Annotated in this window: 21 protein-coding genes and 4 pseudogenes; 11 read left to right on the top strand and 14 right to left on the bottom strand. The window is 53.3% G+C overall.

The window, feature by feature from the left end:
- Positions 1–2: 2 nt before the first annotated feature.
- Together DO97_RS05260 and DO97_RS05255 are read left to right on the top strand one after the other, a co-directional pair.
- Positions 3–1,127, top strand: coding sequence for a CO2 hydration protein (locus tag DO97_RS05260; protein WP_338038322.1), 1,125 nt, complete (start codon positions 3–5; stop codon positions 1,125–1,127).
- Between the two features lie 106 nt (positions 1,128–1,233).
- A complete protein-coding gene (locus DO97_RS05255) occupies positions 1,234–2,172 on the top strand; it encodes a LysR family transcriptional regulator (protein WP_036531573.1) in 939 nt (312 codons plus the stop codon).
- On the opposite strand, the gene DO97_RS27385 is transcribed toward DO97_RS05255, so the two are convergent.
- The 9 genes and pseudogenes from DO97_RS27385 to DO97_RS05215 all read right to left on the bottom strand — a co-directional run bounded on the left by DO97_RS27385 (position 2,169) and on the right by DO97_RS05215 (position 8,736).
- Complete coding sequence (locus tag DO97_RS27385) at positions 2,169–3,293, bottom strand: cyclic nucleotide-binding domain-containing protein (RefSeq protein WP_275574943.1); 1,125 nt, start codon at positions 3,291–3,293, stop codon at positions 2,169–2,171. The genes DO97_RS05255 and DO97_RS27385 overlap by 4 nt on opposite strands.
- The gene (locus DO97_RS30070) at positions 3,223–3,591 is read right to left on the bottom strand and encodes a hypothetical protein (RefSeq protein WP_420805856.1); all 369 of its coding nucleotides are present in this window, start codon (positions 3,589–3,591) and stop codon (positions 3,223–3,225) included. The genes DO97_RS27385 and DO97_RS30070 overlap by 71 nt, the downstream gene beginning before the upstream one ends.
- A 72-nt stretch (positions 3,592–3,663) precedes the next feature.
- Positions 3,664–4,402, bottom strand: a pseudogene (locus tag DO97_RS30065) (amino acid ABC transporter ATP-binding protein).
- Positions 4,403–4,458: 56 nt separating this feature from the next.
- Positions 4,459–4,875 (bottom strand): hypothetical protein, encoded by a 417-nt coding sequence (locus tag DO97_RS05240; protein WP_162182947.1) that lies wholly within the window; start codon positions 4,873–4,875, stop codon positions 4,459–4,461.
- Between the two features lie 14 nt (positions 4,876–4,889).
- Positions 4,890–5,354: an SH3 domain-containing protein gene (locus DO97_RS05235; RefSeq protein WP_036531570.1), complete on the bottom strand. Its 465-nt coding sequence runs from the start codon at positions 5,352–5,354 to the stop codon at positions 4,890–4,892.
- A gap of 16 nt (positions 5,355–5,370) precedes the next feature.
- Positions 5,371–6,093 carry an endonuclease III gene (gene nth, locus DO97_RS05230; RefSeq protein WP_036531568.1) on the bottom strand — a complete coding sequence of 241 codons (723 nt, stop codon included), beginning with the start codon at positions 6,091–6,093 and terminating at the stop codon, positions 5,371–5,373.
- Positions 6,090–7,163 carry an RIP metalloprotease RseP gene (gene rseP / locus DO97_RS05225; protein ID WP_036531566.1) on the bottom strand — a complete coding sequence of 358 codons (1,074 nt, stop codon included), beginning with the start codon at positions 7,161–7,163 and terminating at the stop codon, positions 6,090–6,092. The genes nth and rseP overlap by 4 nt, the downstream gene beginning before the upstream one ends.
- A gap of 46 nt (positions 7,164–7,209) precedes the next feature.
- On the bottom strand, positions 7,210–8,313 hold the full coding sequence (locus DO97_RS05220; protein WP_036531565.1) for an AI-2E family transporter: 1,104 nt from the start codon (positions 8,311–8,313) through the stop codon (positions 7,210–7,212).
- Between the two features lie 126 nt (positions 8,314–8,439).
- Positions 8,440–8,736: a hypothetical protein gene (locus DO97_RS05215; RefSeq protein WP_156120452.1), complete on the bottom strand. Its 297-nt coding sequence runs from the start codon at positions 8,734–8,736 to the stop codon at positions 8,440–8,442.
- A gap of 347 nt (positions 8,737–9,083) precedes the next feature.
- On the opposite strand from DO97_RS05215, the gene DO97_RS05210 reads away from it, so the two are divergent.
- Complete coding sequence (locus tag DO97_RS05210; protein WP_036531562.1) at positions 9,084–9,587, top strand: pentapeptide repeat-containing protein; 504 nt, start codon at positions 9,084–9,086, stop codon at positions 9,585–9,587.
- Between the two features lie 122 nt (positions 9,588–9,709).
- Here the strand turns inward: DO97_RS05210 and cobM are convergent, their stop codons facing one another.
- Positions 9,710–10,480: a precorrin-4 C(11)-methyltransferase gene (gene cobM / locus DO97_RS05205; protein ID WP_036531560.1), complete on the bottom strand. Its 771-nt coding sequence runs from the start codon at positions 10,478–10,480 to the stop codon at positions 9,710–9,712.
- A 62-nt stretch (positions 10,481–10,542) separates the two neighbouring features.
- Positions 10,543–11,397, bottom strand: a complete 855-nt coding sequence (lgt, locus tag DO97_RS05200) for a prolipoprotein diacylglyceryl transferase (RefSeq protein WP_036531558.1) — start codon at positions 11,395–11,397, stop codon at positions 10,543–10,545.
- 96 nt (positions 11,398–11,493) lie between these two features.
- Between lgt and uvrC the strand changes: the two genes are divergently transcribed.
- Positions 11,494–13,443 carry an excinuclease ABC subunit UvrC gene (gene uvrC / locus DO97_RS05195; RefSeq protein ID WP_204368491.1) on the top strand — a complete coding sequence of 650 codons (1,950 nt, stop codon included), beginning with the start codon at positions 11,494–11,496 and terminating at the stop codon, positions 13,441–13,443.
- Between the two features lie 21 nt (positions 13,444–13,464).
- On the opposite strand, the gene DO97_RS24920 is transcribed toward uvrC, so the two are convergent.
- The 3 genes and pseudogenes from DO97_RS24920 to DO97_RS30775 all read right to left on the bottom strand — a co-directional run.
- Positions 13,465–16,020, bottom strand: a complete 2,556-nt coding sequence (locus DO97_RS24920) for a bifunctional diguanylate cyclase/phosphodiesterase (RefSeq protein ID WP_204368490.1) — start codon at positions 16,018–16,020, stop codon at positions 13,465–13,467.
- Positions 16,001–17,221, bottom strand: a pseudogene (locus tag DO97_RS30780) (PAS domain S-box protein); the annotation flags it as partial. The pseudogene DO97_RS30780 and the gene DO97_RS24920, both read right to left, overlap by 20 nt.
- Positions 17,222–17,374: 153 nt before the next feature.
- Positions 17,375–18,680: pseudogene (locus tag DO97_RS30775) on the bottom strand (PAS domain-containing protein); the annotation flags it as partial.
- Between the two features lie 160 nt (positions 18,681–18,840).
- Between DO97_RS30775 and DO97_RS05175 the strand changes: the two are divergent.
- The 7 genes and pseudogenes from DO97_RS05175 to DO97_RS05155 form a co-directional block, all read left to right on the top strand.
- Entirely contained in the window at positions 18,841–19,266 is a 426-nt protein-coding gene (locus DO97_RS05175) for a DUF1824 family protein (protein WP_036531553.1), read from the top strand.
- Between the two features lie 46 nt (positions 19,267–19,312).
- The gene (locus tag DO97_RS05170) at positions 19,313–19,876 is read left to right on the top strand and encodes a Uma2 family endonuclease (RefSeq protein ID WP_036531551.1); all 564 of its coding nucleotides are present in this window, start codon (positions 19,313–19,315) and stop codon (positions 19,874–19,876) included.
- A gap of 304 nt (positions 19,877–20,180) precedes the next feature.
- Complete coding sequence (locus DO97_RS05165) at positions 20,181–20,789, top strand: Uma2 family endonuclease (RefSeq protein ID WP_036531550.1); 609 nt, start codon at positions 20,181–20,183, stop codon at positions 20,787–20,789.
- A 399-nt stretch (positions 20,790–21,188) separates the two neighbouring features.
- Positions 21,189–21,368, top strand: coding sequence for a hypothetical protein (locus DO97_RS23730; protein ID WP_156120451.1), 180 nt, complete (start codon positions 21,189–21,191; stop codon positions 21,366–21,368).
- Positions 21,369–21,483: 115 nt separating this feature from the next.
- Positions 21,484–23,103 carry an NACHT domain-containing protein gene (locus DO97_RS05160; protein WP_193365054.1) on the top strand — a complete coding sequence of 540 codons (1,620 nt, stop codon included), beginning with the start codon at positions 21,484–21,486 and terminating at the stop codon, positions 23,101–23,103.
- Positions 23,090–23,485 carry a hypothetical protein gene (locus DO97_RS24590; RefSeq protein ID WP_052128421.1) on the top strand — a complete coding sequence of 132 codons (396 nt, stop codon included), beginning with the start codon at positions 23,090–23,092 and terminating at the stop codon, positions 23,483–23,485. The genes DO97_RS05160 and DO97_RS24590 overlap by 14 nt, the downstream gene beginning before the upstream one ends.
- 63 nt (positions 23,486–23,548) lie before the next feature.
- Positions 23,549–24,021, top strand: a pseudogene (locus DO97_RS05155) (IS5 family transposase); the annotation flags it as partial.

The raw sequence follows: 24,021 nt of genomic DNA, 5'->3' as shown, positions 1-24,021 counted from the left end.
CCATGTTCCTCAAAAAATCAACCCATCCCCTGGCTGCGTTTGTGGAGCGGTTGCAAGCCGGACAGGCTCTCCTCCCCGATACGCCTGAAAATGTCACCGAAGTCGTGGGCATTCTCAAAAGCTATGGGGTTGTCCTAGACGCCTACTACCGCAACCTGATCTATATTGCTGATCACCAGTTCCTGGTGCTGTTTCCCTTCTTTAAGTATTTCAATGGCCAGGTCTCCCTGGGGCGGTTGTGGCGTCACTGGTGCCATGACCGGATTAACTTTGAGTATGCTGAGTATGCCATGAAGGTCATGCTCTGGCATGGCGGTGGCCGTCTTGATGCCTATCTAAATACCCCCGAATTTGAGCAGGCAGCACGGCGGGCGATCGCCGCTAAGATTCGGCACAATTGGCCGATCCGTAGCCTCCATCAACTCTTCCCTAATTTTTTACTGGAACAGGTGCGGCAGCTGGTTTATTACAGTGCCCTCGGACAATTTTGGCAGGTGATGAGCCCACTGTTTCTCACCCTCTCCGATCGCTATGATGGCGGCGAAATTCAATCCATTCCCCAGATCGTCCAGCATATTCTGGATGGACTGGTTGCCGCTGCTAGCCAACCGATCACCTACACCGTGAGGGTGAGGGAACAACCCTATGAGATTATCCCCGCTGCAGCCGATCTGACCTTCTTGATGGATGTTGGGGTTCCCTATGTTGAGAGCATCTTCTTTCGCGGCACCCCATTCTTTGGCACCGTTTCCTACAATGCCCAAGCCAATCAAATTTCCCCCGATCAGAGTCGCTTTGCTTACGGAGCATTGTATGCGGACCCCCTTCCCATCGGTGGTGCCGGAATTCCGCCTACCCTGTTGATGCAGGATATGCGCCACTATCTGCCCGATTATTTACATGACCTGTATTTGCAGCAACCTCGCGGTGAGGACGATCTGCGGGTGAAAATTTGTATAAGTTTTCAGAAATCCATGTTCTGTGTCACCACCGCAACCATTTTGGGCTTAATGCCCTACCCCCTGAATACCCAGCAACCCACGGAACAGCAGGCTAACCGAACCTACTTCGAAGCTTGGATGGATCGCTTCCTGACCTCCCAGTTACTGGCGGTACAGCAGGGGTAGTCCGACCCGTTGATTCTGGATGGAAAATTCATAGACTAATTGCAATGAATAACTAATTCTTGATAGTATCAAGTCTATAAACAATCGGTTCTGGGAGTGATCACCCGTGAGGCAGGCAACCCTACATCAACTCAAAGTCTTTGAAGCCGCTGCCCGTCACAGTAGCTTCACCCGTGCAGCAGAAGAGCTGTTCTTGACACAGCCAACGGTTTCGATGCAGATTAAGCAATTGACCAAGACCGTAGGGTTACCCCTGTTTGAGCAAGTCGGGCGACGGCTTTATCTCACAGAGGCGGGTCGAGAGCTTTCTACCACCTGTCAGCAGCTATTTGAGCAAATCTCTCAATTTGAGATGACGATCGCCGACATGAAGGGGTTGAAACAGGGTAATCTGCGTCTGACCGTGGTCACCACTGCTAAGTATGTAATTCCTCGCCTGCTTGGGCCTTTTTGCCAGCGCTATCCAGGAATTGATGTCTCCCTGACCGTCACCAACCATGATCAACTATTGGATCGGTTGACGGCCAATCAGGACGACCTTTATATTCTCAGTCAACCTCCAGAAAATCAGGATATCAGTTGTCGTCCGTTTCTGGAAAATCCCCTGGTGGTGATGGCGGCAAGCAATCATCCCTTGGCGAAGGAGTCCCACATTCCCCTCCCCCGTCTGGCCGAGGAGCCATTTATTATGCGGGAACCTGGCTCAGGCACCCGACGGGCGATCCAGAAACTGTTCGATGACCAAGCGATCGCGATCAAAGTCCGCCTAGAACTGGGGAGTAATGAGGCGATTAAACAGGCGATCGCCGGTAACTTGGGGATCTCGGTGCTGTCCCTCCACACCCTAGCGTTAGAGGGGGCCAGCAGCGAAATCACCATTCTGGATGTCGAAGGATTTCCGATTCAGCGTCATTGGTATGTGATTCATCCCGCGGGGAAACAATTATCCGTGGTCGCCCGTACCTTCTTTACCTACCTGTTGGATGAGGGCAAGGCGATCGCGGAACAGACGGTTCTGAAATTGATCCAGAAGCCTGCTGCCTAGATGCCGAAGAGGGTTTGCAGATGTTTTCGGATGCGAATAAACGGCGGCTCTTCCAGATTCCCCGTTTCCAGCAATCCCAATTCTCGCAAGGCCTGTTGCCGTTCGGATAGCTTGGTAGCAATTTCATCGGCGAGTTGTTTTTGATTGACCAAGAGTTTCTGCAAGTCGTTGTGATTGACGACAAAGAGCACCGTGTCTTCCACGGCTCGACAGGTGGCAGAGCGGGGAATGCCCAGCAGCAGCGACATTTCCCCAAAGAACTCCCCGACTCGCAGGGTGGCAATGTACTTATCGAGGCGTTGGGAATAGATTTCCACCGCTCCCGAGAGAATCAGGTAGAAAGAGCGGCCAAGGTCATTTTCATGGCAGATCACTTGATTGGCAGGAAATAATTGCCGATAGCCATGTTCAATCAAGATCCGTAAATCCAAATCCGCACAATTTTCAAAGTAGGTGACCTGACGCAGTAGCGATCGCAGGGTTTGATCGGTGGACATCGGTGCTGAGAACATCTCTGGGGTTGGGGGCGATATCCCCAGATGGGTGGGGCTGGGATTCCCCCCCTTGTCCCCAGGGTTCAACTGCTGGGATCGCAACAGCGCCTCGATCCCCTCCAGATTTCGCACTCTTAAATCCTGTTGGGGCACAGGAATCTCAATATGGTGGTTGTGAAACTCCTGATTAATGCAGAAATTCAAGGCACTTTTGATCGGCTCCACATCGGGAGGATGACTGATCCAGACCAGGAGTTCAAACTGTAAGGCACTGTCTCCAAAATGCCTCAACCAGACCTTTGGCGGTGGATAGGCCAACACATCCGGATGCATCCGCGCCACCGACAACAGCACCTCGGTCACCAACACCGGATCAGTCCCATAGGCAACCCCCACGGGGAGATGAATCCGGGTGGTGGTGTCCCCATAGCTCCAGTTGATAATGTTGCTTTCGATCAACCGAAAGTTGGGCACAATCACCGACACATCATCGGTGGTGCGAATCACTGTGGCGCGGATGGAAATCTTTTCGACAGTTCCTAGCAAGTTATTGACTTCAATGAAATCCCCCACCTTGATGGGACGCTCCACCAAGAGTGCCACCCCCCCGAATAAAGTTACTGGCAAGATTTTGTAACCCCAAGCCAAAGGCAATGCCAAACACCCCAGCTAGGACGGTGAGGGAACTCAGATCTATGCCAGCGGTTTGCAGCACAATCACAAACCCCAGGGCAATCAAGAGGTAGCTGAACACCCGGGCGATCGCGTCCCGTGTTCCCCGATCTATGCCCAACCGCGATAATAATCCTCGCTTTAGCCACTCCCGCACCGCCCGCACCACGATCCAGACCAACAGCAGTTGCAGAAACAAGAGGGAAACCGAAGCCAGGGAAATCGCCTGAGCATTGAGGCGAAACAGGGGCATTGTGAACAGCCCAGCTAGGGCGATCAAGATCTGCTGGGCGATCAGGGCAATCCACTCCATGAAGGTCATACCCTAGAGAATTTGAGAGAGAAAGCGACGGGTGCGGTCTTCTTGGGGGCGTTGGAAAAATTCCGTGGGGGGGGGCTTCCTCAATCACCACGCCCCCATCCATCAAGAGAATCCGGTGGGCAACTTCCCTGGCAAATCCCACTTCATGGGTGACAACCACCATGGTCATCCCGGAGGTTGCTAGGGTTTTCATCACATCCAACACCTCCCGCACCATTTCGGGGTCGAGGGCAGAGGTGGGTTCATCAAACAGCATGATCTGGGGTTGCATGGCTAATGATCGGGCGATCGCCACTCGCTGTTGTTGTCCTCCGGACAACTGCGCCGGATATTTGTGAGCCTGCTCCAGAATTCCCACCCGCTCTAGGAGTTGCAGGGCAACGGCCTCCGCCCTGGCTGCCGACCAACGCCGCACCCATCGGGGAGCTAGGGTGAGATTTTGCAGCACCGTTAGATGCGGAAACAAATTGAACTGCTGAAACACCATGCCCACCTCCCGACGAATCGCCTCAATATTGTGCAGATCATGGGAAAGCTCCATGCCGTCAATTTCAATGCGTCCTTGCTGATAGTCTTCCAGGGCATTCAGGGTGCGAATTAAGGTGGATTTCCCCGAGCCAGAAGGCCCCATGAGAACAACGACCTCCTGACGATGCACCGTCAGGTCAACACCCCGCAGCGCGTGGAACTTTCCGTACCACTTGTGAACACCTTGGGCAACAATCAGGGGGGCTGCTGACATCAACGGTACCTGTGAGAAAAACGGCGATGATTCCGCGCACCTTAGCGACCGTCATCCTAGCAAATCTTGCCCCCAACCGCCTGTCCCAGGGGATCTCCTAGGGCTAGAAGATTGCCAAGATCCTGCCGCACTGCTTTTGCATGGACTGGAACTGTTTCTGTATGACGCTGCAATGCTTCTGCATGGCCTTGCATTGATTCTTCCGGGGGGTGCAGAAGTCCTGCATCGGGGTACCTTGCGTTGGGAAAGGATCGCAGCAGGAGCAATGTCAGCCCCAATAGGGTGAGGCTAAGGGCAACCGCTAGGAGCTGAATCACCTTTGCCGTCGAGGGCTGGAGAGCCGATGGATCCTGGGGGCGGCGGGCAGCAGCAGGATTCAACCACAATAACAAACTCCCCAGGGTCATAAACCCTCCGAGGATGACGAGGGTGCTACCCACCCCAGCCAGGACTAGCCAGATTGCTACTTGCATTGCCATACCCATACCTATCGTTGGGGACGATTCGTTGCCAGGGGCTCTAAGTTGCCCGCTTTGATCCACCCTTCACGACCATTTTCGAGGCGGATGCGTTGCCAGATGCCATCGGCGCTATTCTCCAGGACGGTCACCTGGGCATTGAAGTCAACCCCAGTAACACGGCTGCCATCGGTTGCGGGACGATCTCGCACCGTCACCCCTTGGGGCCAAGAAATGCGGGCGCTAAAAGCTCCCGGTTGCGGACTGGGCGTGGGGGTCACGGTCGCCTGAGTCGGCTTCACTGGAGTCGGGGAAACCAGGACGACCGGGGTTGGCTGATTCTTGGACAAGGGATGATCATTTTCAAACTCAGGCTTGGGCGGCGAACCAATCAGCCGACTCATTAGTAACCAAGAGATGGCACTCCCACCGGCAATCAGTAGCACTAGAGCCAGTGCCATACCCAGAATCAGCTTCAGGAAACCAGACCACATACATCCACCAAACGGTTTAGAGAGAAAATGCCTGGGGCGGCAGATGACTTTGGGCAACCAGCGCTAAGGTTTCTCGGCTGACTTTAGTCAGATCAACCGCAGCACACAGATCGGCGAGGGCACAGCGATCGCACTGGGGATGGCGAGCATTGCAGACGGCGCGACCGTGATAGATCAGGCGTATTGACCAATTTTCCCAGTCGGGCTGGGGGATCAGGCGCATTAAATCGCGCTCAATATGAATCGGATCAGGCTGCTGGGTTAATCCCAAGCGATGACTCAGCCGTTTTACATGGGTATCAACCGTGACCCCCATGTTCAAACCAAATCCGTGGGCCAGCACCACATTTGCAGTCTTCCGCGCCACCCCCGGCAGCCGCAGCAAATCCTCCATCAGCCGGGGGACTTCCCCCCCGAACTCCCGCACAAGCAACTGGCAGGCAGCCTGAATATGCTTGGCCTTGTTACGGTAAAAACCTGTGGAGCGCACCAGGGTTTCCAGTTCCTCCAGATCAGCCGTCGCTAGGGCAGTGGCATCGGGAAAGCGCCGAAACAGCTCCGGCGTCACCAAATTGACCCGCTCGTCGGTGCATTGGGCGGAGAGCATCGTGGCCACCAGCAATTGCACCGGGGTTTCGTAGGTGAGGGTACAGGTGGCATCGGGATAAAGCCGCTTTAACCGCGTCAGAATTTCCCTGGCGCGCTGTTGTTTGGCGGATAATTTCCGGGTAATACTCACTGTTGCAGTAGCTCTGCCGTATCACGAATGATCAGAAATACCCCCAGCCCCATGAGTAACATCAGACCCGTTTGCATGATCCCATCCTGAATCTGGGTGGGGAGGGGCTTGCCTCGCAACCCTTCAATCACCAGAAACACCAGTTGTCCCCCATCCAGTGCCGGTAAGGGCAAGATATTGAGGATCGCCAGGTTAATGCTGATCAGAGCCGCAAATTGGAACAGACTCGTGATATCTGAACGGGCTAGGGTGGAGCCAATTTCGACAATTTTCACTGGCCCCGCCACCTGACTGGCGGTTTCCTGAAAGTTGCTGATCAACTGACCAAAACCCTGCACCGTCATCACCACAATCCGCTGAAACTCACTGGCAGCTACGCCCAGCACCACAAGGGAGTTGGAGGGGTGCTGTCTGACCAGGGTGCCATTACTTTTGAGTTGCACCCCGATCAAGCCTTCGCCTTTGGCTCCCGTGGTCGGGGTAACCGTCAGAGCCATTTCCTCAGTCCCCCGTTGGAGGGTGAGTTGAATCGGCTTGCCGGGACTGGTTTTAATTAACTGCTTCAGGTCACTGATGGTATCCAGAGAGGTACCAAACGTCTCCCCATTGGCTTGTAAAATCACATCTCCCGGTTGCAGACCTGCCTTGACCGCCGGACTGTTAACATTGGCGATGACTTGCGGGATCAACACCCCCGGTTGACTGGCGGCGGGAACCCCAAGGATGCCGACCTGCACCACCAGTAGAAAGTAAGCAAAGATCAGATTGGCGATCACCCCAGCGCTGATCACGATCGCCCGATCCAGTAACGGACGGTTGCGGAGGAGGTTGGGATCATCTGGCGGGATCTCGCTGTCGGGATCATCATCTGGGAATCCGACATAGCCGCCTAAGGGGAAGCCCCGTAAGGCATACTCTGTCTCTGGCCCTTGATATTTCCACAGGATTGGCCCAAAGCCAATGGAAAACCGATTCACATGGATTCCTTGAAATCGGGCGGCTAGAAAGTGCCCTAGTTCATGAACCACGATCAGAAGTGCCAAAACAGCGATCGCCGCCAAAACTGACATAAGTTGTTGAAATAAGTATCGTTTAACAGTTTAACGATTATATCGGTCAACCCAAAGGGTCCGAGTCGCCAGGGGTTGCTGCATCGACGGGATGAGCGGCCTTTAAGGAGGGGCGACGGTAGGGATGACGGAGTTCATCAAAGGTGAGCTTAATGGTGCCAGCAATGGGGACAGCGACAAAGACCCCCAGCAATCCAGCAATTTGCCCCCCGGCCAGCAGCGCCACAAAGATCCAGATGGGGTTGAGACCAATGATATCCCCCATCAAGCGAGGTCCCAGGAGGTTATCTTTAATTTGCTGAACCACCACCGCCGCGATCGCCACTTGTAGGGACAGCCAGAGATTTTGAAACATCACCAGTAAAATCACCAGGCCAATGCCCAGCGCCGCACCGATGAGGGGGATCAAATTCGCTACCCCGATAATCAGGGCAAATAACAGGGCAAAGGACACCCCCATCAGCCAAAAGATCGGGGTGAGGGCGACAAACATAAACAGCCCCAGCAGCAACTGACTGATCAGAAAGTTATGAAAATTCAGTTGCAGAGAGGCACTCAATGAAGTGCCAAAGCGCCGGGGCAAGAGCTTGATCACTCCCTGCCACAGGCGATCGCCATACAGCAGCATGTAAAACGCCAGGACAATCACCAATAAAAAGTTGACCAGCCCCGAAACTGTTCCCAGGGCCAGCCCCAAAACCTGAGAGACGAGGGCTTGCACCTGGTCTTCAATGCGACGATTGACCTGATTGGCTAGATCCTGGAGGTTGATGGGCAGTCGTCGCTGGCGAGCCCAAAAGTCTAGGTGTTGAATATTTTGTTGGGCTTCGGTAAGCCAGTCGGGAATTTTCCGAAACAACTGCACACTTTGCTCAATCACCGTGGGGACTAACGTCACCCCCAGTACCACTAGGAGCGTCAGGGCAACCAGCAGCACCACCGACACGGCTTGAGTGCGGGAAAACTTAGTGCGCTCTAGCCAACGTACCGGGTAGTTGAGCAAAAAGGACAGAATCGCCGCCACCGCCAGCAGGGAAAACAAGCCCTCAAAGTAGCGATAGACCTGGGACAAAATCCACACATTCAGCCCAATCACCGGGCAGGTCAAGCCCAGCAGCAGCAGTCGTTGAAGGTTTGCTGAACGGCGCATCTTAGGAAAGCTGAGGGGACAGTAACTGGGAGGAGTCTCTGGGAAAATCCTACAGCACAAATGGTTGAAGAAACCCACCGCCGAGAAGCGATGGGCAGGTGTCGTGGAGTCGAGCGAGGAAGGCTGTTAGAACTTCGTCGGGAAGAAGGCGAGTTTGGAGAGCAGCCCAAACACTGCAACAGTAGCGGCTACGATCAGCCCCCAGACACGGTTTTCCTGGGTGATGATCCGTTGATCTGTAGCGTCTTGGCGCTTTTCCATAGAATCAAGCCGCTGGTTGATGGCTTCCAAGCGTTCGGTGGTTTGGGCTTGGAACACCCGTGACTCTAGCCGCATCTCATGGATTTCTTCTCTTACCCCGTTTATATTGGCGGAAAGAGCATCCAAGCGCTTGAGGATTTCAGTCGAGTCCGTGACTTCCACGACTCTTTTTTGCTACACGAACTGCTAGCTTACAGTATAAAAATATCACACTTGGAAATTTTTGGAGGTAGGCCGTAGACGATGTGCCTGCTGTTCATCTTAATTGCAGCCTATTCCGGTAAAGATCCCCCCGAAACAGAAAATACTGGGACACCCCAGCCGTCACAATCTAGTCCCGCTGCTACAGCCTCATCTTTCAGCACTGCCGCGATCGCACCGGTGTAGCCCTCACCCTAAATTGCTCTCCTAGATCGGCAGAGGGAGTTTGATACTGCTCTCCTTTTCTCACCCAACATGATTAACTTAAAGAGATGGGGGGTTTAGCAATAAATGTCTGGGAATTATTTATGCGTCTACGTTGTTGGCCTCTTTGGGGATGGGTAATAGCCTTGCTCGTGGTGCTGATGGGGTTGCCACTGCCGGTGCAGGCGGCTAGCTCCGCCGCGATTCGCGCCTATGATGATGCAGCTGCGATCGCCAAGGATTATTCCGGCCAAAGCTTGTTGCAAGTAGAATTTGGTGCTGCCGAGCTAGCGGGGGCTAACTTCAGCGGTGCCGATCTGCGAGGTGCAGTGTTCAACGGGGCAATGCTCACCAAGGCCAACTGGCATGGGGTCAACTTCAGTAATGGCATTGCCTACCTCAGTAACCTGTCGGGCATAGATTTCACCGATGCCATTTTGACGGATGCGATGCTGCTTAAATCTAACTTTCGGGGCGCTCAGGTAACCGGAGCAGACTTTAGTAATGCGGTGCTAGATCGGCAGCAAGTGGTACTGTTATGCCAATCGGCCAGTGGGGTTAACTCTGTCACAGGCGTTGCTACCCGTGAGTCTTTGGGCTGTCCATAATTCTGCCAGATCGTAACCTGGCTCAGAGTGATTGACAGATGGACAAGATCTTGATTGCCATCTTTGTTGTGATTGGGAACTCACCATGCTTGCTCTCCCGAACCCAGACTCAGGAGCAGCTGTTACCCACTAGATTCACGACGAAACAAGTGGGAATGCTCGGGATGGTAAAGTCGAGAGCGGGCGGGTGCTGCCTTGAGTGCTGGACTGATGACGTAGAGGGTCGTCCGAATCAGATTTTCGCGCTCTGTGGTCACAGCCATTTCCCCTAGGGGAACCAGCCAAATTTTCTCGTCCGGCCAGCCTAATCGATAACAGAGGGCAACGGGGGTATCTGCTGGGTAGTGCTGGAGTAATTGGGTTTGGGCGCTCTGCACATGGCGGGCACTCAAGTACAGACATAAACTGGCTTGATGAGCCGCTAGGGATGCCAATGCCTCTCGATCTGGTACTTCAGTCCGCCCACTGATGCGGGTCAAGATAATAGTTTGTACCAGTCCCGGAACGGTCAGTTCCACCTGTAATGTGGCGGCGGCTGCCTGATAAGCACTAATGCCGGGAACCACCTCAAAGGGAATTGCCGCTGATTGTAATGCCTGCATCTGCTCATGAATAGCACTGTAAAGGCTGGGATCTCCGGATTGCAGCCGGACAACAGACTTGCCACTCTGCACCCGCTCAACCATGAAGGGCAGAATCTCTTCCAAGGTTTTGTTGGCTGTAGGAATAATTTCGGCCTCCGACCGAACCCCTTGCAAAATCTGGCGCGGCACCAGTGAATCAGCTACCAGGATCACATCTGCCTGAGCTAATATCTTCTGCGCTTTGACTGTCAGCAGATCGGGATCGCCAGGGCCAGCCCCCACAAGATAGACGGCGGGTTGAAGGGTCATAGGTGAGAAAATTCCGTGAAGGGGTTAGAGGGGCAATCCTGGCGCTGGCTGAAGAGGGTGCTTTAGCTAGGGGAAGCCTGCTCACTGGTAACAACATCTGGTAAAGCCCGATCCAGTCGATACAGCCAGAGCAAGCCGATCACTCCTAGGGCGATCGCCCCCAGACTCACCAATTGGGCAATTCTGAGCGGCCCCAACATCAGACTGTCCATTCGCAACCCTTCAATCCACAGGCGACCCAGGCTATAGCTCACCAGATACACCAGAAACAGCGTCCCTACCTTCAACGGGGGTTGACGGTGCAAGCTCCAAAAGAAGAGGCTCAACAACAGGGCAAAGACTGACAGATCCCACAGAGACTCGTAGAGAAAGGTGGGGTGAAAGTACTCAAAATTGGTGTAACCCAGGGGACGGTGCGTGGGTGGAATATATAACTTCCAGGGCAGGTCAGTGGGACGACCAAAGGCTTCGGAATTAAAGAAATTGCCCCAGCGCCCAATGGTTTGCCCCAGAATCAGAGCGGGTGCCACGAGATCGGCCAACTGCCAGAAGGGTACCCGCCGCAAACGGGCAAATAGCAGCGCCGCTGCCATCCCCCCCAGGATCGCGCCATGGATGGCAATGCCTCCCTGCCAGATGGCAATGATTTTGCTGGGATCGGCGGCATATTCCTGCCATTGAAAGGCAACATAGTAAAGACGGGCACAGGGAATGGCGGCGATCACCAACCAAATTGCCAGATCTGCCATGATTTCCGGGTTCACCTGCCGCCGCTGGGCCAAAAACTGGGAGAGATTAATCCCCACCAAGACGGCGATCGCAATTAGCAGCCCATACCAACGAATCACCAGCGGCCCCCATTCAAAGAGGATAGGTCCCGGTGAGGTGAAGGTCAGCAGTAAGTGAACAGTCTGCATCGAGAACCCCCTTGGTTTGGGCAACAAAGGTCGTGGGCAGCACAGTGCCAGCAACCCATCCTAGACTAAATCATAGTGTGCTGCTGGTTTTGAGTGATGGTGTCTGCAAAACTTCCCCCCCTGTTTCAAGACCCTGATCGCCTGGAAAGTCGGCTCCAAGAGATTCCCATGGAACCCGGCATTTACTACATGCGCGATCGCGAGGATCAGATTCTCTATATCGGCAAATCCAAGCGACTGCGGTCACGGGTACGTTCCTATTTCCGCGATCGCCACAATCACAGTCCCCGCATTGACCTGATGGTGCGGCAGATTGTGGAGATTGAGTTTATTGTCACCGATAGCGAAGCCGAAGCCCTGGCCCTGGAAGCCAATCTGATCAAGCAACACCAACCCCACTTCAATGTGCTGCTCAAAGATGATAAGAAATATCCCTACGTCTGCATCACCTGGTCAGAGACCTATCCCCGGATCTTTATTACCCGCAAACGCTATCTAGGCAATATCAAAGACCGCTATTACGGCCCCTACGTTGACAGCCATTTACTTCGGAGTACCCTCTACCTCTCTAAGCGGCTCTTTCCCCTGCGGCAACGTCCCCAGCCCCTGTTTAAGGATCGCCCCTGCCTTAACTACGATATTGGTCGGTGTCCGGGGGTGTGTCAGCAGTTAATTACCCCGGAGGATTACCGCAAAACCGTGCAAAAGGTGGCGATGGTGTTTCAGGGACGGACTGAGGAGCTGGTGGAATCCCTCACGGTACAAATGCAGCAGGCTGCTACTGGCTTAAATTTTGAGCAGGCTGCTCGACTCCGGGATCAAATTCACGGTCTCAAAAGTCTGGGGGCGGAGCAAAAGGTGGCCTTGCCCGATGATACGGTGTCACGGGATGCGATCGCCCTAGTGGCCGATGACCAAAATGCCTGTGTGCAACTCTTCCAGATTCGAGCCGGGCGACTGGTGGGACGCTTGGGCTTTATTGCCGAAACGGCGGTGGCGGAACCGGGCGCGATTTTGCAGCGGGTACTGGAAGAACACTATCAACAGGTTGATGCCGTGGAAATTCCCACGGAAATCCTGGTGCAGCATGACCTGCCCGAAGCCGAGATGCTAGCCACCTTCCTCAGCGATCGCAAAGGCCGCAAAGTCACCATTTTGACCCCTCAACGGCAAACCAAAGCCGAGCTGATAGACATGGTAGAGCGCAACGCTGGGTATGAACTGGCACGGATGCAGCGAGTGGCAGATCGCAATACCCAGGCAATGCAGGATCTGGCAGAATTACTGGATCTCCCCGAACTGCCCCATCGCATTGAAGGCTATGACATCTCCCATATTCAGGGGTCGGATGCCGTCGCCTCCCAAGTGGTATTCATCAAGGGTCTCCCCGCCAAGCAGCACTATCGACATTACAAAATTAAAAATCCGACAGTCACCCTGGGCCACTCCGATGACTTTGCCAGCTTGGCAGAGGTGATGGGGCGACGGTTTCGCAAATATTCCCCCTTGGGCAGCACCCCGATCGATCGGCAGCTAGGGGCACTCGAACCGACCAGTGGTGGCAAACCCAAGGTTCTGGGGAGGGACTCTGATTGGCCCGATCTGATCATGATTGATGGCGGCAAAGGTCAACTTTCAGCGGTGGTTGCCGTCCTGCGGGAGCTGGATCTCCTTGATCACCTGCGGGTCGTCAGTCTGGCAAAACAACGGGAAGAAATTTTTCTACCGGGGGAATCTGCCCCCTTAGCGACTGACCCCGAACAACCCGGTGTGCAACTGCTACGCCGTCTGCGGGATGAGGCTCACCGCTTTGCCGTCAGCTTTCACCGTCAGCAACGCAGCGATCGCCTGCGTCGATCTCGCCTGGATGAAATTCCTGGACTGGGACACCATCGCCAAAAGCAACTGCTCGCCGTCTTCCGATCCCTAGACTACATCCGTGAAGCCACCCCGGAACAACTGGCAACCGTTCCCGGCATTGGCCCCCACATTGCCCAGGAGATCTATGCCTACTTCCATCCCGAGTCTCAACCGGGGGAGGTTTGACTGTTGAATGGTTTAATGGCGTCAGTCCTGGCAAGGGCTATAGTTCTGAATCAAGGCGGCGGCCTCAGGTACGGGGAGGGGAGGACTGAAAAGAAAGCCTTGAATTTCTCCACACTGGAGCGATCGCAGCTTTTCCAGTTGTTCTAAGGTTTCCACCCCCTCAGCCACCACGTTTAAGTTTAAACCCTGACCCAGGGTCACCAACGCCGTGACAATGGCTGCATCCTTGGGGCTGGTCTTCAGATCTCGTACAAAGGAGCGATCGATTTTCAAGGTTTGCAGGGGAAACTGCTTCAAATAGCCCAGGGAAGAATAGCCAGTGCCAAAGTCATCCATGGACAGAGAAATCCCCATCTGTTGCAGATCATGGAGCATGCCACTGGTGAAGTCGATGTTCTGCATCACCGTGGTTTCTGTGATTTCTAACTCCAGAAATTTTGGAGCCAGCTCGGTTTCTTGCAAAATCCGAGCCACCGTTGTTACCAAATTCGGCTGTTGAAACTGTCGAGCTGAGAGGTTGACAGAAACGCGCATCGGGGGGAGTCCCGCCGCCTGCCAAGCTTGATTTTGAGCACAGGCGGTGCGTAGAACCCATTCACCAATGGGGACAATCAGGCCAGTTTCTTCCGCCAGGGAGATAAATTCTTGGGGAGAAACCAGACCTCGTTCCGGATGCTGCCAGCGGAGTAAGGCCTCCATGCCTGTGATCTTCCAGGTATGAATGTTAACCTGCGGTTGATAGTAAAGGACAAATTCACGCCGTTCCAGCGCCCGATGCAAATCATTTTCCATCACCAGTAACGCCGAAGCAGTGGAGTTCATGGTGGGCAGATAAAACTGGTAGTTGTTACGCCCCTGATCTTTGGCGCGATAGAGGGCCGCGTCTGCATTCCGCAACAGGGTTTCCACATCCTCCCCATCCTGGGGGAACAGGGCAATGCCAATACTCGACGTGACATGTAGCTCCTGCATATTGATGTGAAAAGGTCGCTTCAAAGCCTCCAACGCTCGTTGGGCGATGTTGGCGACATCCTGAATCGACGTTATCTGGGGCAGCAACAGGGTAAATTCATCCCCGCCCCAGCGGGCGATGGTGTCTCCGCCGCGGAGACAGCTCAAGAGACGTTCCGTAATCCGTTGCAGTAGCCGATCGCCCGCTGCATGACCCAGGGTGTCATTAATGGTTTTGAACCGATCCACATCCAGAAACATCACCGCCAGTGGAGTCCGGTGACGACGGGCTGAGGCCAAAGCTAGGAGCAAATGATCGTTAAACAAGGTGCGATTGGGCAGGTTGGTCAGCAGATCATGAAACGCTTGATAGCGGATGGTGGCTTCGGCTTGCTGGCGCTTCAGCGCCCCCCCAATACTCGCGGCCATTGCCTGGAGGATCGATTCTTCACTGCGAGACCAGCACCGTTCGGCTTGGCAATCATCAAAGCCAATGTATCCCCAGCACTGGCCGTCAATATGGATCGGCACCATGATGATGGACTGGATATTATCCTGTTGGAGAATTTCCCGTTCACTGGCTGGGAACTCTTGGATGATCCCTTTAATCGACTTCCCAACTGTAAAGGTCTCATACCACCGACCCATGCCAAAGTTTTCATAGGATTGGTTTTGCCAGTAGGGCTTTTGAATGGTGGGGACAATGCCCTCGCGGGTCCATTCAAAGCGCATACTCATGGCTATATCCCCCGTGGTTGGGTGGGGATGATGCTCGTAGATATAGACCCGATCCACCCCCGTCGCCAAACCCAGCGCTGCCAGCATTTTGGCGATCGCCACGTCATAGTTGGGTTCCGTTAACAGGTGGTTGGTGGCTTCTGCAACCCCTTGCAACAGCACATCCCGCCGATAGAGCCGTACCTCCGCAGACTTACGGGCGGTGATGTCTTCAACGGTGCCCTCGTAGCCGATGATTTCCCCCGTCTCGTCCCGAATCGCCCGCGCACTCTCGGAGATCCAGATCATACTGCCATCTTTACGAAACACCTGGGATTCAAAGCTCTGAACGTATCCCTGCTGCTGCATCAATTGCCTGAAGTCCTCCCGGCGCTCCGGATCAACATAGAGCTGATGCTGAATATCGGTGAGGTTGTTGACTAAATCATCCGGAGACTGGTAGCCGTAGATCCGTGCCAACATTGAGTTGGCGGTGAGATAGTAGCCTTCCAATGTGGATTGGAAAATCCCTTCAACCGCATTCTCAACAATACTGCGATACTTTTCCTCCGCCTGCCGCAGTGCTGCTTCAGCGAGTTTGCGTTGGGTGACATCCTGCACCACCGAGAGGCTAATCGGATGCCCCGTTGGATCCGTCGTAGCGACACAATTGAGCAACACATCCATCACTGTCCCGTCTTTCTTCAGGTACTGATAGGGAATGTTATGGGCATAGCCCTGCTGCCAGAATTCTGGGACCACGGTTTGGTGTGCATGGGCTGCGGACTCTGGAGTCATCAAAAAGTCGAAGGACTGCCCCATCACTTCCTCACGGCTATAGCCCGTCTCCTGCAACCACTTGCAGTTGACATCACAAATCTCCCCAGATTCATTGATGGAGTGCATCATGACCGGGGTCATTTTCGTAAATCTGGCGGAACTTGGCTTCACTGAGCACCAAGGCTTGTTCGGAGGACTGCCGCTCGAGTTCCGCCGCAGCACGAATAGCGAAGATTTTGAGCATCGACTCTGCCAGTTGCACATTCTGCAGCGGCGAACAGCCCATGATCGATAACAATCCCAGGGGTTTCCCTGCGGAGTTCCACAGCGAAATCCCCAGATAACTCTCAATGCCCATCTCTTGGAGCATTTGATCAGCAGGATACTGTTGCTGTACCCCTTGGGGATGGCAACAGATTTTATGGGAAGTGACGATTTCACAGGGGGTATCGACCAGGCAATATGCAAAATTGCTCTGAACCCGTCCCAGTCCATAGACAGCGATCGTCGCAATCGTCTCTGGGTCTGTGAGTTCGCCAATAAAGGCGTAGTCTACCTGGAGGACTTCACACAACCGTTGCACCAGGGACTGAAAAAAGGCATTGCCAATGGCCGCCGATACGCCCTCCGCAATGTTTCGCAGGGCATCGCTAGCGCGCTTCCGGTCGGTGATGTCTTCTACCATGCCTTCGTAGTAACGCAGGTCGCCATCGGGGTCATATACGGCACGGGCGTGTTCTGCAATCCAAATGATGGAGCCATCTTGACGGTAGATCGCTGACTCAAATTCTGAGACAATGCCCTGGGTTTGCATCTGGTGCTGGAAGTCTTGACGACGCTGGGGATCAACGTAGAGCTGCTGCTCAATATTGGTGAGCGTCTCGATCAGTTCCTCGGGGGAACGATAGCCATAGATCCGGGCTAAGGCAGGATTTGCACTCAGGTAGCGACCCTCGGGGGTCGTCTGGAAAATGCCTTCAACGGCGTTTTCAAAAATGCTGCGATACTTTGCTTCCGCTTGCCGCAGGGATTCCTCGACCCTGAGGCGATCGCTGATGTCACGGGCAAAGGAAAAGTTGTATTCTTTGCCATCAAACTCGATGTAATTCAGGGTCAACTCCACCGGAATCAACCGCCCATCCTTGGCTTGCAGGCGAGAAATAACGGTCATATTCCGAGCCTGCTTCAGTTCTTGCCAGTGGTGGAGCCATGCCTCTGCCGGAAAGTTCGGATCCAGATTGTAAACGCGCATCGATTGCAACTCCTCACGGGAGTAGCCCAGGAGTTGACAGGCCGCCGTGTTCACCCGCAGCAAGCAGGCATCGGAGCTAATCCAGACCGTGGCTAGGGCACTGTACTCAAAGGAAAAGTCCGTGAGCTGGAGTGCGGCTTCTGCCCGCTGTCGCTCCGATGCTTCCACGGCAATGGCGACGAGATCGGCCAGGGAACCGGCAAAGTTTTGTTCCTCCAGCGTCCAGCGGCGCGGTTCCTCGATCTGCTCACAACACAGCACCCCAAACACCTGACCCCCCCACATGAATGGCTGCATCTAAAATGGCGTGAATGTTCAGGGGGGTGAGGTAGGAGGCCGATAATTCCTCAGTTCTAGGGTCGGTATGGGCTTGGTGGGCGGCGAGGGTGCGGTGGTCTTCCAGGGCTTGCAGGTAGGCTGGCGCTTCAACTACGGTAAGTTCGGTACCGCTGCTGTGGCGACCCACCGAGCGCTCAAATAAATCCAGGCATTGAATTCGGGAGCGATCGCCGGTAAAGCGCCAAATACTCGCTCGTTCCACTTCCAGGGTGCGGGTCGCAGCCTCTGTGATTTCTCGCAAAACCCGGTTCAAGTCGCTGGGGGTGGAGATTTTACGGCGAGCCAATTTCACAAGGGCAACATTGAGCTTCCGCAGACGACTTTCGGCAGCGGCTACCCCATCCTTTTGGGCTTGCAACAGCGCATTGGCGCGGCGAATGTGAGCTTCTGCCTGCTTGCGATCGGTGATATTGCGGATAATGACAATGATTTCCTGGGCTAACAGGGGAGAGAGGCGAGCTTCAAAGGCTTGAGGGCACCCTGCGATCAGGAGTTCATACTCAATGGTGACGAGGGAGTTGGTGTTCACTACGGACTCAATGGCTTGCTCAAATTGTTGACAGACTTCCCCCGGTAAGAGCGAGTGCATCCGTTGACCGAGAAATTCCCTGGGTGAAAGATACAAATCCTCAGGGCGGCCCGCATGGTAGTCCAGAATGGTGCCGTTGCCATCCAGGCGAAAGTACAAATCGGGCAGGGCTTGAAAAATGGCCTGCAACTCCGAAGTTGTTTGCAGTAACTTTGCTTCCGTTGATTTTAAGTCGCTAATATCCGTAATAAATCCTTCCAGGCCTACAAATTGCCCCGCCTCGTCCATGACCACATGGCCTTTTTCCCAGAGCCATTTCTGCTGCCCAGACTTGGTGCAAATGCGATACTCAATTACGTAGGATTGTTGCAAGGCGATCGCCCGACTAATGGTGGCTAAAACCTTCGGTAAGTCATCGGCATGGGTAATGGCGTTGTAGGAAACCAGACGCTCTGGCCCCACCAATTCTTCACTGGTATAGCCCGTTAAAGCCAGACATCCGCGACTCAGGTACTTCATTGACCACTCAGCGTCGCTGTCGCAGAAAAACACAATTCCCGGTAAGGCATCGATCAAGGTCTTTAAGCTCCGGGGTCGCTGTTGAAGGAGCACTTCCTCCCAATCCTGCCCTAACGTCGGGGGATATTGACTTTGACCATCTCCGCTCATCAAGGGCACCTGTACCTGTGTCTGTTAAGCTAGAACCCAAAGCTTGCCACAAATCTCATCAATGCCAAACCATAGGGGAGGCAATGATAGCTTTTCAGCAGTCAATTACACAAAAACTCCTCCGTCTTTACCCCATCTTTACGATCCAAACCTGTGACCGATCCCACCCTGCAAAAAAACCCTGGAAATCCTCGCAGCCTATAGCTGTAATCAGAATACTCCAATTAATTCTTCACAGGAGAAAATTCAAGTGCGGCAGGCACTCCTCGCGGTTATCGGTGAGTTTGACTACCAAACTTTGGGAATTTGTGCGGATACGATGACGGAGGCATTCCAGGCATTGCAATCCTATCTTCAGGGGTTTGGTTTGGCGTTTGGGGCAGAGACTCAACTAGAGAGTCTCCCCGCAACCACTGGGGGTGTCTATCTGAAATTTAATACCCAACGTCAGTCCTTCTATTCGGATACCTATACCGGCTCCTATCGTGGGGTACTCGTTACGTGCCAGAGCCATGATCCGCAGCGATCGGGGGCAACCTACGGGCACTTTCCCTTGGATTTATTTTGCGACTCCTGGGAAGCTTGAGCCTCATGACCCACTCAGGTGAAAACCAAGATCAACCGTAACTCCTATGGTCGCCAACTCCCTGCGCTGGACAACCCGAGATCTCGATGCCATGCCCGACGATGGCGGTTGGAAACGCTATGAAATCATGGATGGAGTGCTGTTTGTGACCCGTGCCCCCCACATCCGCCATCAAGATGCAGGCGGGAATCTCTATTTTGAGCTTGGACGTTGGTCTAGACAAACTCAATTCGGTAAACCCTTCCAAACACCCGGTGTCATTTTTACCCCCACCGATGCCGTGATTCCCGATGTGGTTTGGATCAGTCAGGAACGCCTCGCCCATGGCATTGATCAAGCCGGACACCTCACCGTCGCCCCGGAGTTAATGGTCGAAGTGCTCTCGCCCGGTGAACTCAACGAACAGCGCGATCGGGAAGTTAAGCTCAAGCTCTATTCCCTGCAAGGGGTTCAGGAATATTGGATTGCCAATTGGCAACTGAAAACCCTGGAAATTTATCGCCGTACCAACGCCCAACTGCAACTGGTTGCCACGCTTCTTGCAGGGGATACCCTGACATCACCGCTGCTACCGGGATTCAGCACCCCTATGGCTGCGATCTTTCTCTGACCTTGCTTAGCTGGACAAACCCCGACTCTGATCGTCACATTGTTGGCTTGGATGCTGCGCCACTTATTTCGAGGCCAAAATCTCAAAATCTCTAAAGTGCCTCGATAGTATGCGATCCGGGTGTTGCGCTTTTCCCCCAATCCCGTCAAGATGGATTCAAAATCCTGCCAGGACAGATTGTGAATGCTCACCGTGCTGCCGGGGGAAAGTTCCATCTCGTTAATGGAAATCGTGGCCGTCATGGTAGGGACTCCTGGCCGAATCGGTCAAAATTTCTGGGACATATCAACTGCCCTTCCCCATCATGACGCACTCAAACAGCCTTTACGGCCCTACCGTCACCCTAGAGCCAACCGATCTCAAGCGCTGGACTGTGCAGGACTACCACAGAATGAGCGAGTTGGGCATTCTCACCCCCCTGGAACGGACAGAATTACTGGCTGGACAAATTACTCTGATGGCTGCCAAAGGGACTCTTCACGTAACGGCTCTCCGCTTGCTTGCGAAGGGATTGGATCAACTGCTAGCGGCACAGCCTGTGTTTGTGAGTACTCAAGATCCGATGCAACTGGATGATTTTTCAGAGCCAGAACCGGATCTAACCATCGTCAGGGGAACTGTCTTAGATTACGTCGATCGTCATCCCCGCTCCAGTGATATCTACCTTGTGGTGGAGGTGGCCGACTCGACGCTGAAACAGGACTGTGAAATTAAGGATAAACTCTATGCCCAGTCAGGCATTGATGATTATTGGGTGTTGGATCTGAAAAACCGCCAACTTCACATCTTCCGTAACCCAACTCCGAGGGGCTACACCAGCCATCTGATTCTCACCGAACCGAATCAGGCTGCGCCCCTGGCATTTCCCAGCCTCGCCCTGTCCCTCACCGACCTCCTGCCACCCGGTTCCTAACCCTGTCGATGTCAGGTTGCAGAGCGGTTGTAGGCATCCTGGAAGTTATCTGAGCTGCGGTAGGTTAAAGTTTGCAGCCCTCATGATGGTCGCTAACTCCCGGTGCTGGACAACCCGAAATCTCGATGGCATCGCTATGGAACAGAATTTTACTGACTCGGCACATCCCACCGCTACAGCTCCTCCAGCCTGGTTTGAATGGCGGATTGCAAAACCTCGAGGGGTTGATTGCAAGGGAGACTCTTGAGGGGAAACTCCACCGCCAGGGTGGTGAGTCAGAGGATGTGTAGCCCTGTTAGGGTTCAGTCTCCAGGGTAGGAAAGGTTTTGAATCTGTAATCTTGAGAACGATGAGCGCCCATTGAGGCAGCTCCTCTGCAAACTGCTGTTCAAGCGGTAAGTGTCCAACCAAAGGCCGAAGATAGATGGCTCCTCAAAGTATGTCGATCATCAGTTCTGGATCAAGCGTTGGATCAATCTCACCATTCTCAATGCCTTGCTGAATGATGGCTTCAGCCGCAGCTTGGCAAGGATAGATAAAGAGATCGCTCGTTCTGAATTCATTGGCTGTCTTTACTGACGGTTGCTGAATGTTCTGCTTAAATTAATCATTCAGAAATTTTTTCAGCAATTGCCAACCCGAAAAACCTATGAATGGTGAATCTGGACTCTCAATCAGCAAGCCGACTTCAATTTTGAAGAAATCTATTAAGGTCAATTTCAAAGATTTCTCGAATGCATTGGGTAAAGGCTTAGTAGACCTGGGTTTTGGCAAGTTGGATAGTCTGCCAGGAAATGTGGCTGAAGTTCTGAAGACTCTGAATTTAGCCGCAAATGCGGGGGAAATCGCCTGGTTGCTGGTTTATCGCGCTCTGCTGCTGGCAATGAAGACCCTGATTGATGAGAAAACTGAGTTGGAGCCAGAGAAATTTGATGTTAAAGCCTTGCAAACCCAAATTAATCAGGCTCTAGAAACCAGCAGTTTAACGATCAATAAAAAGTTTTTTGAGCATCCTGACAAAGATGCCATTGTTGAGGTGGTAAAACCTGCCTTTATGGAATGGCTCAAGCAGTGTCAATTGAGCGAAGCGGATGCCCAAGCCATTAGTGACCGACTGCCCATCTACTTTGCAGGGGCACTACATGAGGAGTGGGGCAGTCACGCCAAAGACTATGGGGCACTGAAAGAAAGGCTGGATACGCCCTTTACGCAGGCAAATGAGCGTGTTCAGGCATGGCTGCGGTATGCCACCTGGCTGCAAAAGCAGGTGGAAGAACCCATGTTTTTGGAAGCCTTTAGCCTGAAGCGGGTGTATGTACCGCTACGGGCTTACTACAACCGCAAGCTTGAGGGGCAGAAGGCTGAGGAGCTAGAAGGGAGAATTGCAGGCAATAAGCAATCTGAGCGAGTGGTCGTCGAGCTAGAGAAAGAGTTAGAAACCTGGCTCAGCAAAGCAGTACGAACAGATGCAATTCGCTTGATTAGCGGCGGTCCTGGTAGTGGCAAATCATCCTTTGCCAAAATGTTTGCCGCGAAGCTGGCCGCAAAAGGCACGATTCCCGTTCTGTTTATTCCGCTGCATCACTTTGAACCCTCAGATGACCTGATTGATGCGGTGGGCAAATTTGTGCAGATGGACAGGATATTACCGCACAACCCGCTGGCGGTCGAACAGGGGGAATCCCGCCTGTTGATCATCTTCGATGGCTTGGATGAGTTGGCGATGCAAGGAAAAATTGCCGAGAAGACCGCACAGGACTTCGTGCGTGAGGTGCAGCGTAAAGTAGAGCGGCTTAACCAACGGGAAAGGTGCTTGCAAGTGTTAATCAGCGGACGAGAACTGGTGGTGCAGGCAAATGAAACCGACTTTCGTAAGGATGGACAGATTTTGCATGTCCTACCCTACTTTGTGTCTGAATATGACCGGAAGCATTACGTGGATGCGAAAAAGCTGCTGGAGCAAGACCAGCGGCAGCTTTGGTGGCAAAACTATGGTGCAGCCAGTGGCAGTGGCTATACTGGCTTACCGGCTGAGCTAGACCAGGGAAACTTGATTGAGATTACTGCGCAACCCCTGCTGAATTACCTGGTTGCCCTCAGTCTCAGACGAGGCAAACTCAAGTTTTCTGAAGAAACTAATCTGAATGCAGTCTATGCTGACCTGATCACAGCCATCTATGAGCGAGGTTGGGCAGAACATCAACACACTGCCATTCAGGGCATTAAGGAAGAGGATTTTTTTCCGCATTCTAGAGGAGATTGCCCTCGCCGCTTGGCATGGAAATGGACGAACAACAACGGTGGGGGAGATTGAGCGTCATTGTGAAAATAGCAATCTCAAAAATCTGCTGAACCGCTTCCAAGAGGGCTATCAGCCAGACTCAAAAGCAAGCATTACCCGCCTGATGACTGCCTTCTATTTCCGCCAGAGTGGACACGATCATTCCGGCGACAAGACCTTTGAGTTTACCCACAAGAGCTTTGGGGAATACTTGACCGCCCGACGGATTGTGCAGGAAGTGCAATATATTCACCGCAGATTAGAAAACCGCTACAAAGACTCCTATGAAGACTGGGATGAACGCCGTGCGTTGCATCGTTGGGCATTGGTTTGTGGTGCTTCGGCAATGGATGAGTATCTGTTTAAGTTTGTTTTAGATGAGATACGCTTAGAGGGTGTTTTAAAAGTCGTTTAGTGAGTAAAAAAGCTCACTCAGTGTAAGCTGCGAATATGTCGTACACAGCACTGAGAGAGCGTCATGAGTAAAGCTTACCCCAGTAATTTGTCTCAAGCCCAATTTGAACTACTCAACGACTTGATACCCGAGCCGAAATTCGGTGGTCGTCCTCGTAGCGTCGATATGTGGGATGTTCTGAACGCCAGTTTTCTATGTTTTGGTGGAGGGAGTGCGATGGCGAGGGTTGCCAGGGGATTTTCCGGCATGGCAAACCGTATACACCTACTTTCGTCAGTGGCGCAAAGATGGAACCTGGGTGCGGATGCACGACCGATTGCGAGAGTGTACCCGAATTGAACAGGAGCGTCATCGCAGCCCGTCGGAAGCGATTATCGACAGTCAAAGTGTCAAAAGTGCCGCTGGAGTGAGCCAATCGGTGGGCTACGATGCGGGCAAACAAATTAAAGGTCGAAAACGGTTTATGACGGTCGATACCCTGGGATTGCTGTTGCGGGTCTTGGTGACTGCCGCGAGTGTACCCGAACGAGAGGGGG

The organism is Neosynechococcus sphagnicola sy1 (assembly GCF_000775285.1).
Lineage (GTDB): Bacteria > Cyanobacteriota > Cyanobacteriia > Neosynechococcales > Neosynechococcaceae > Neosynechococcus > Neosynechococcus sphagnicola.
This window is presented reverse-complemented; position numbering and strand designations above follow the sequence as displayed.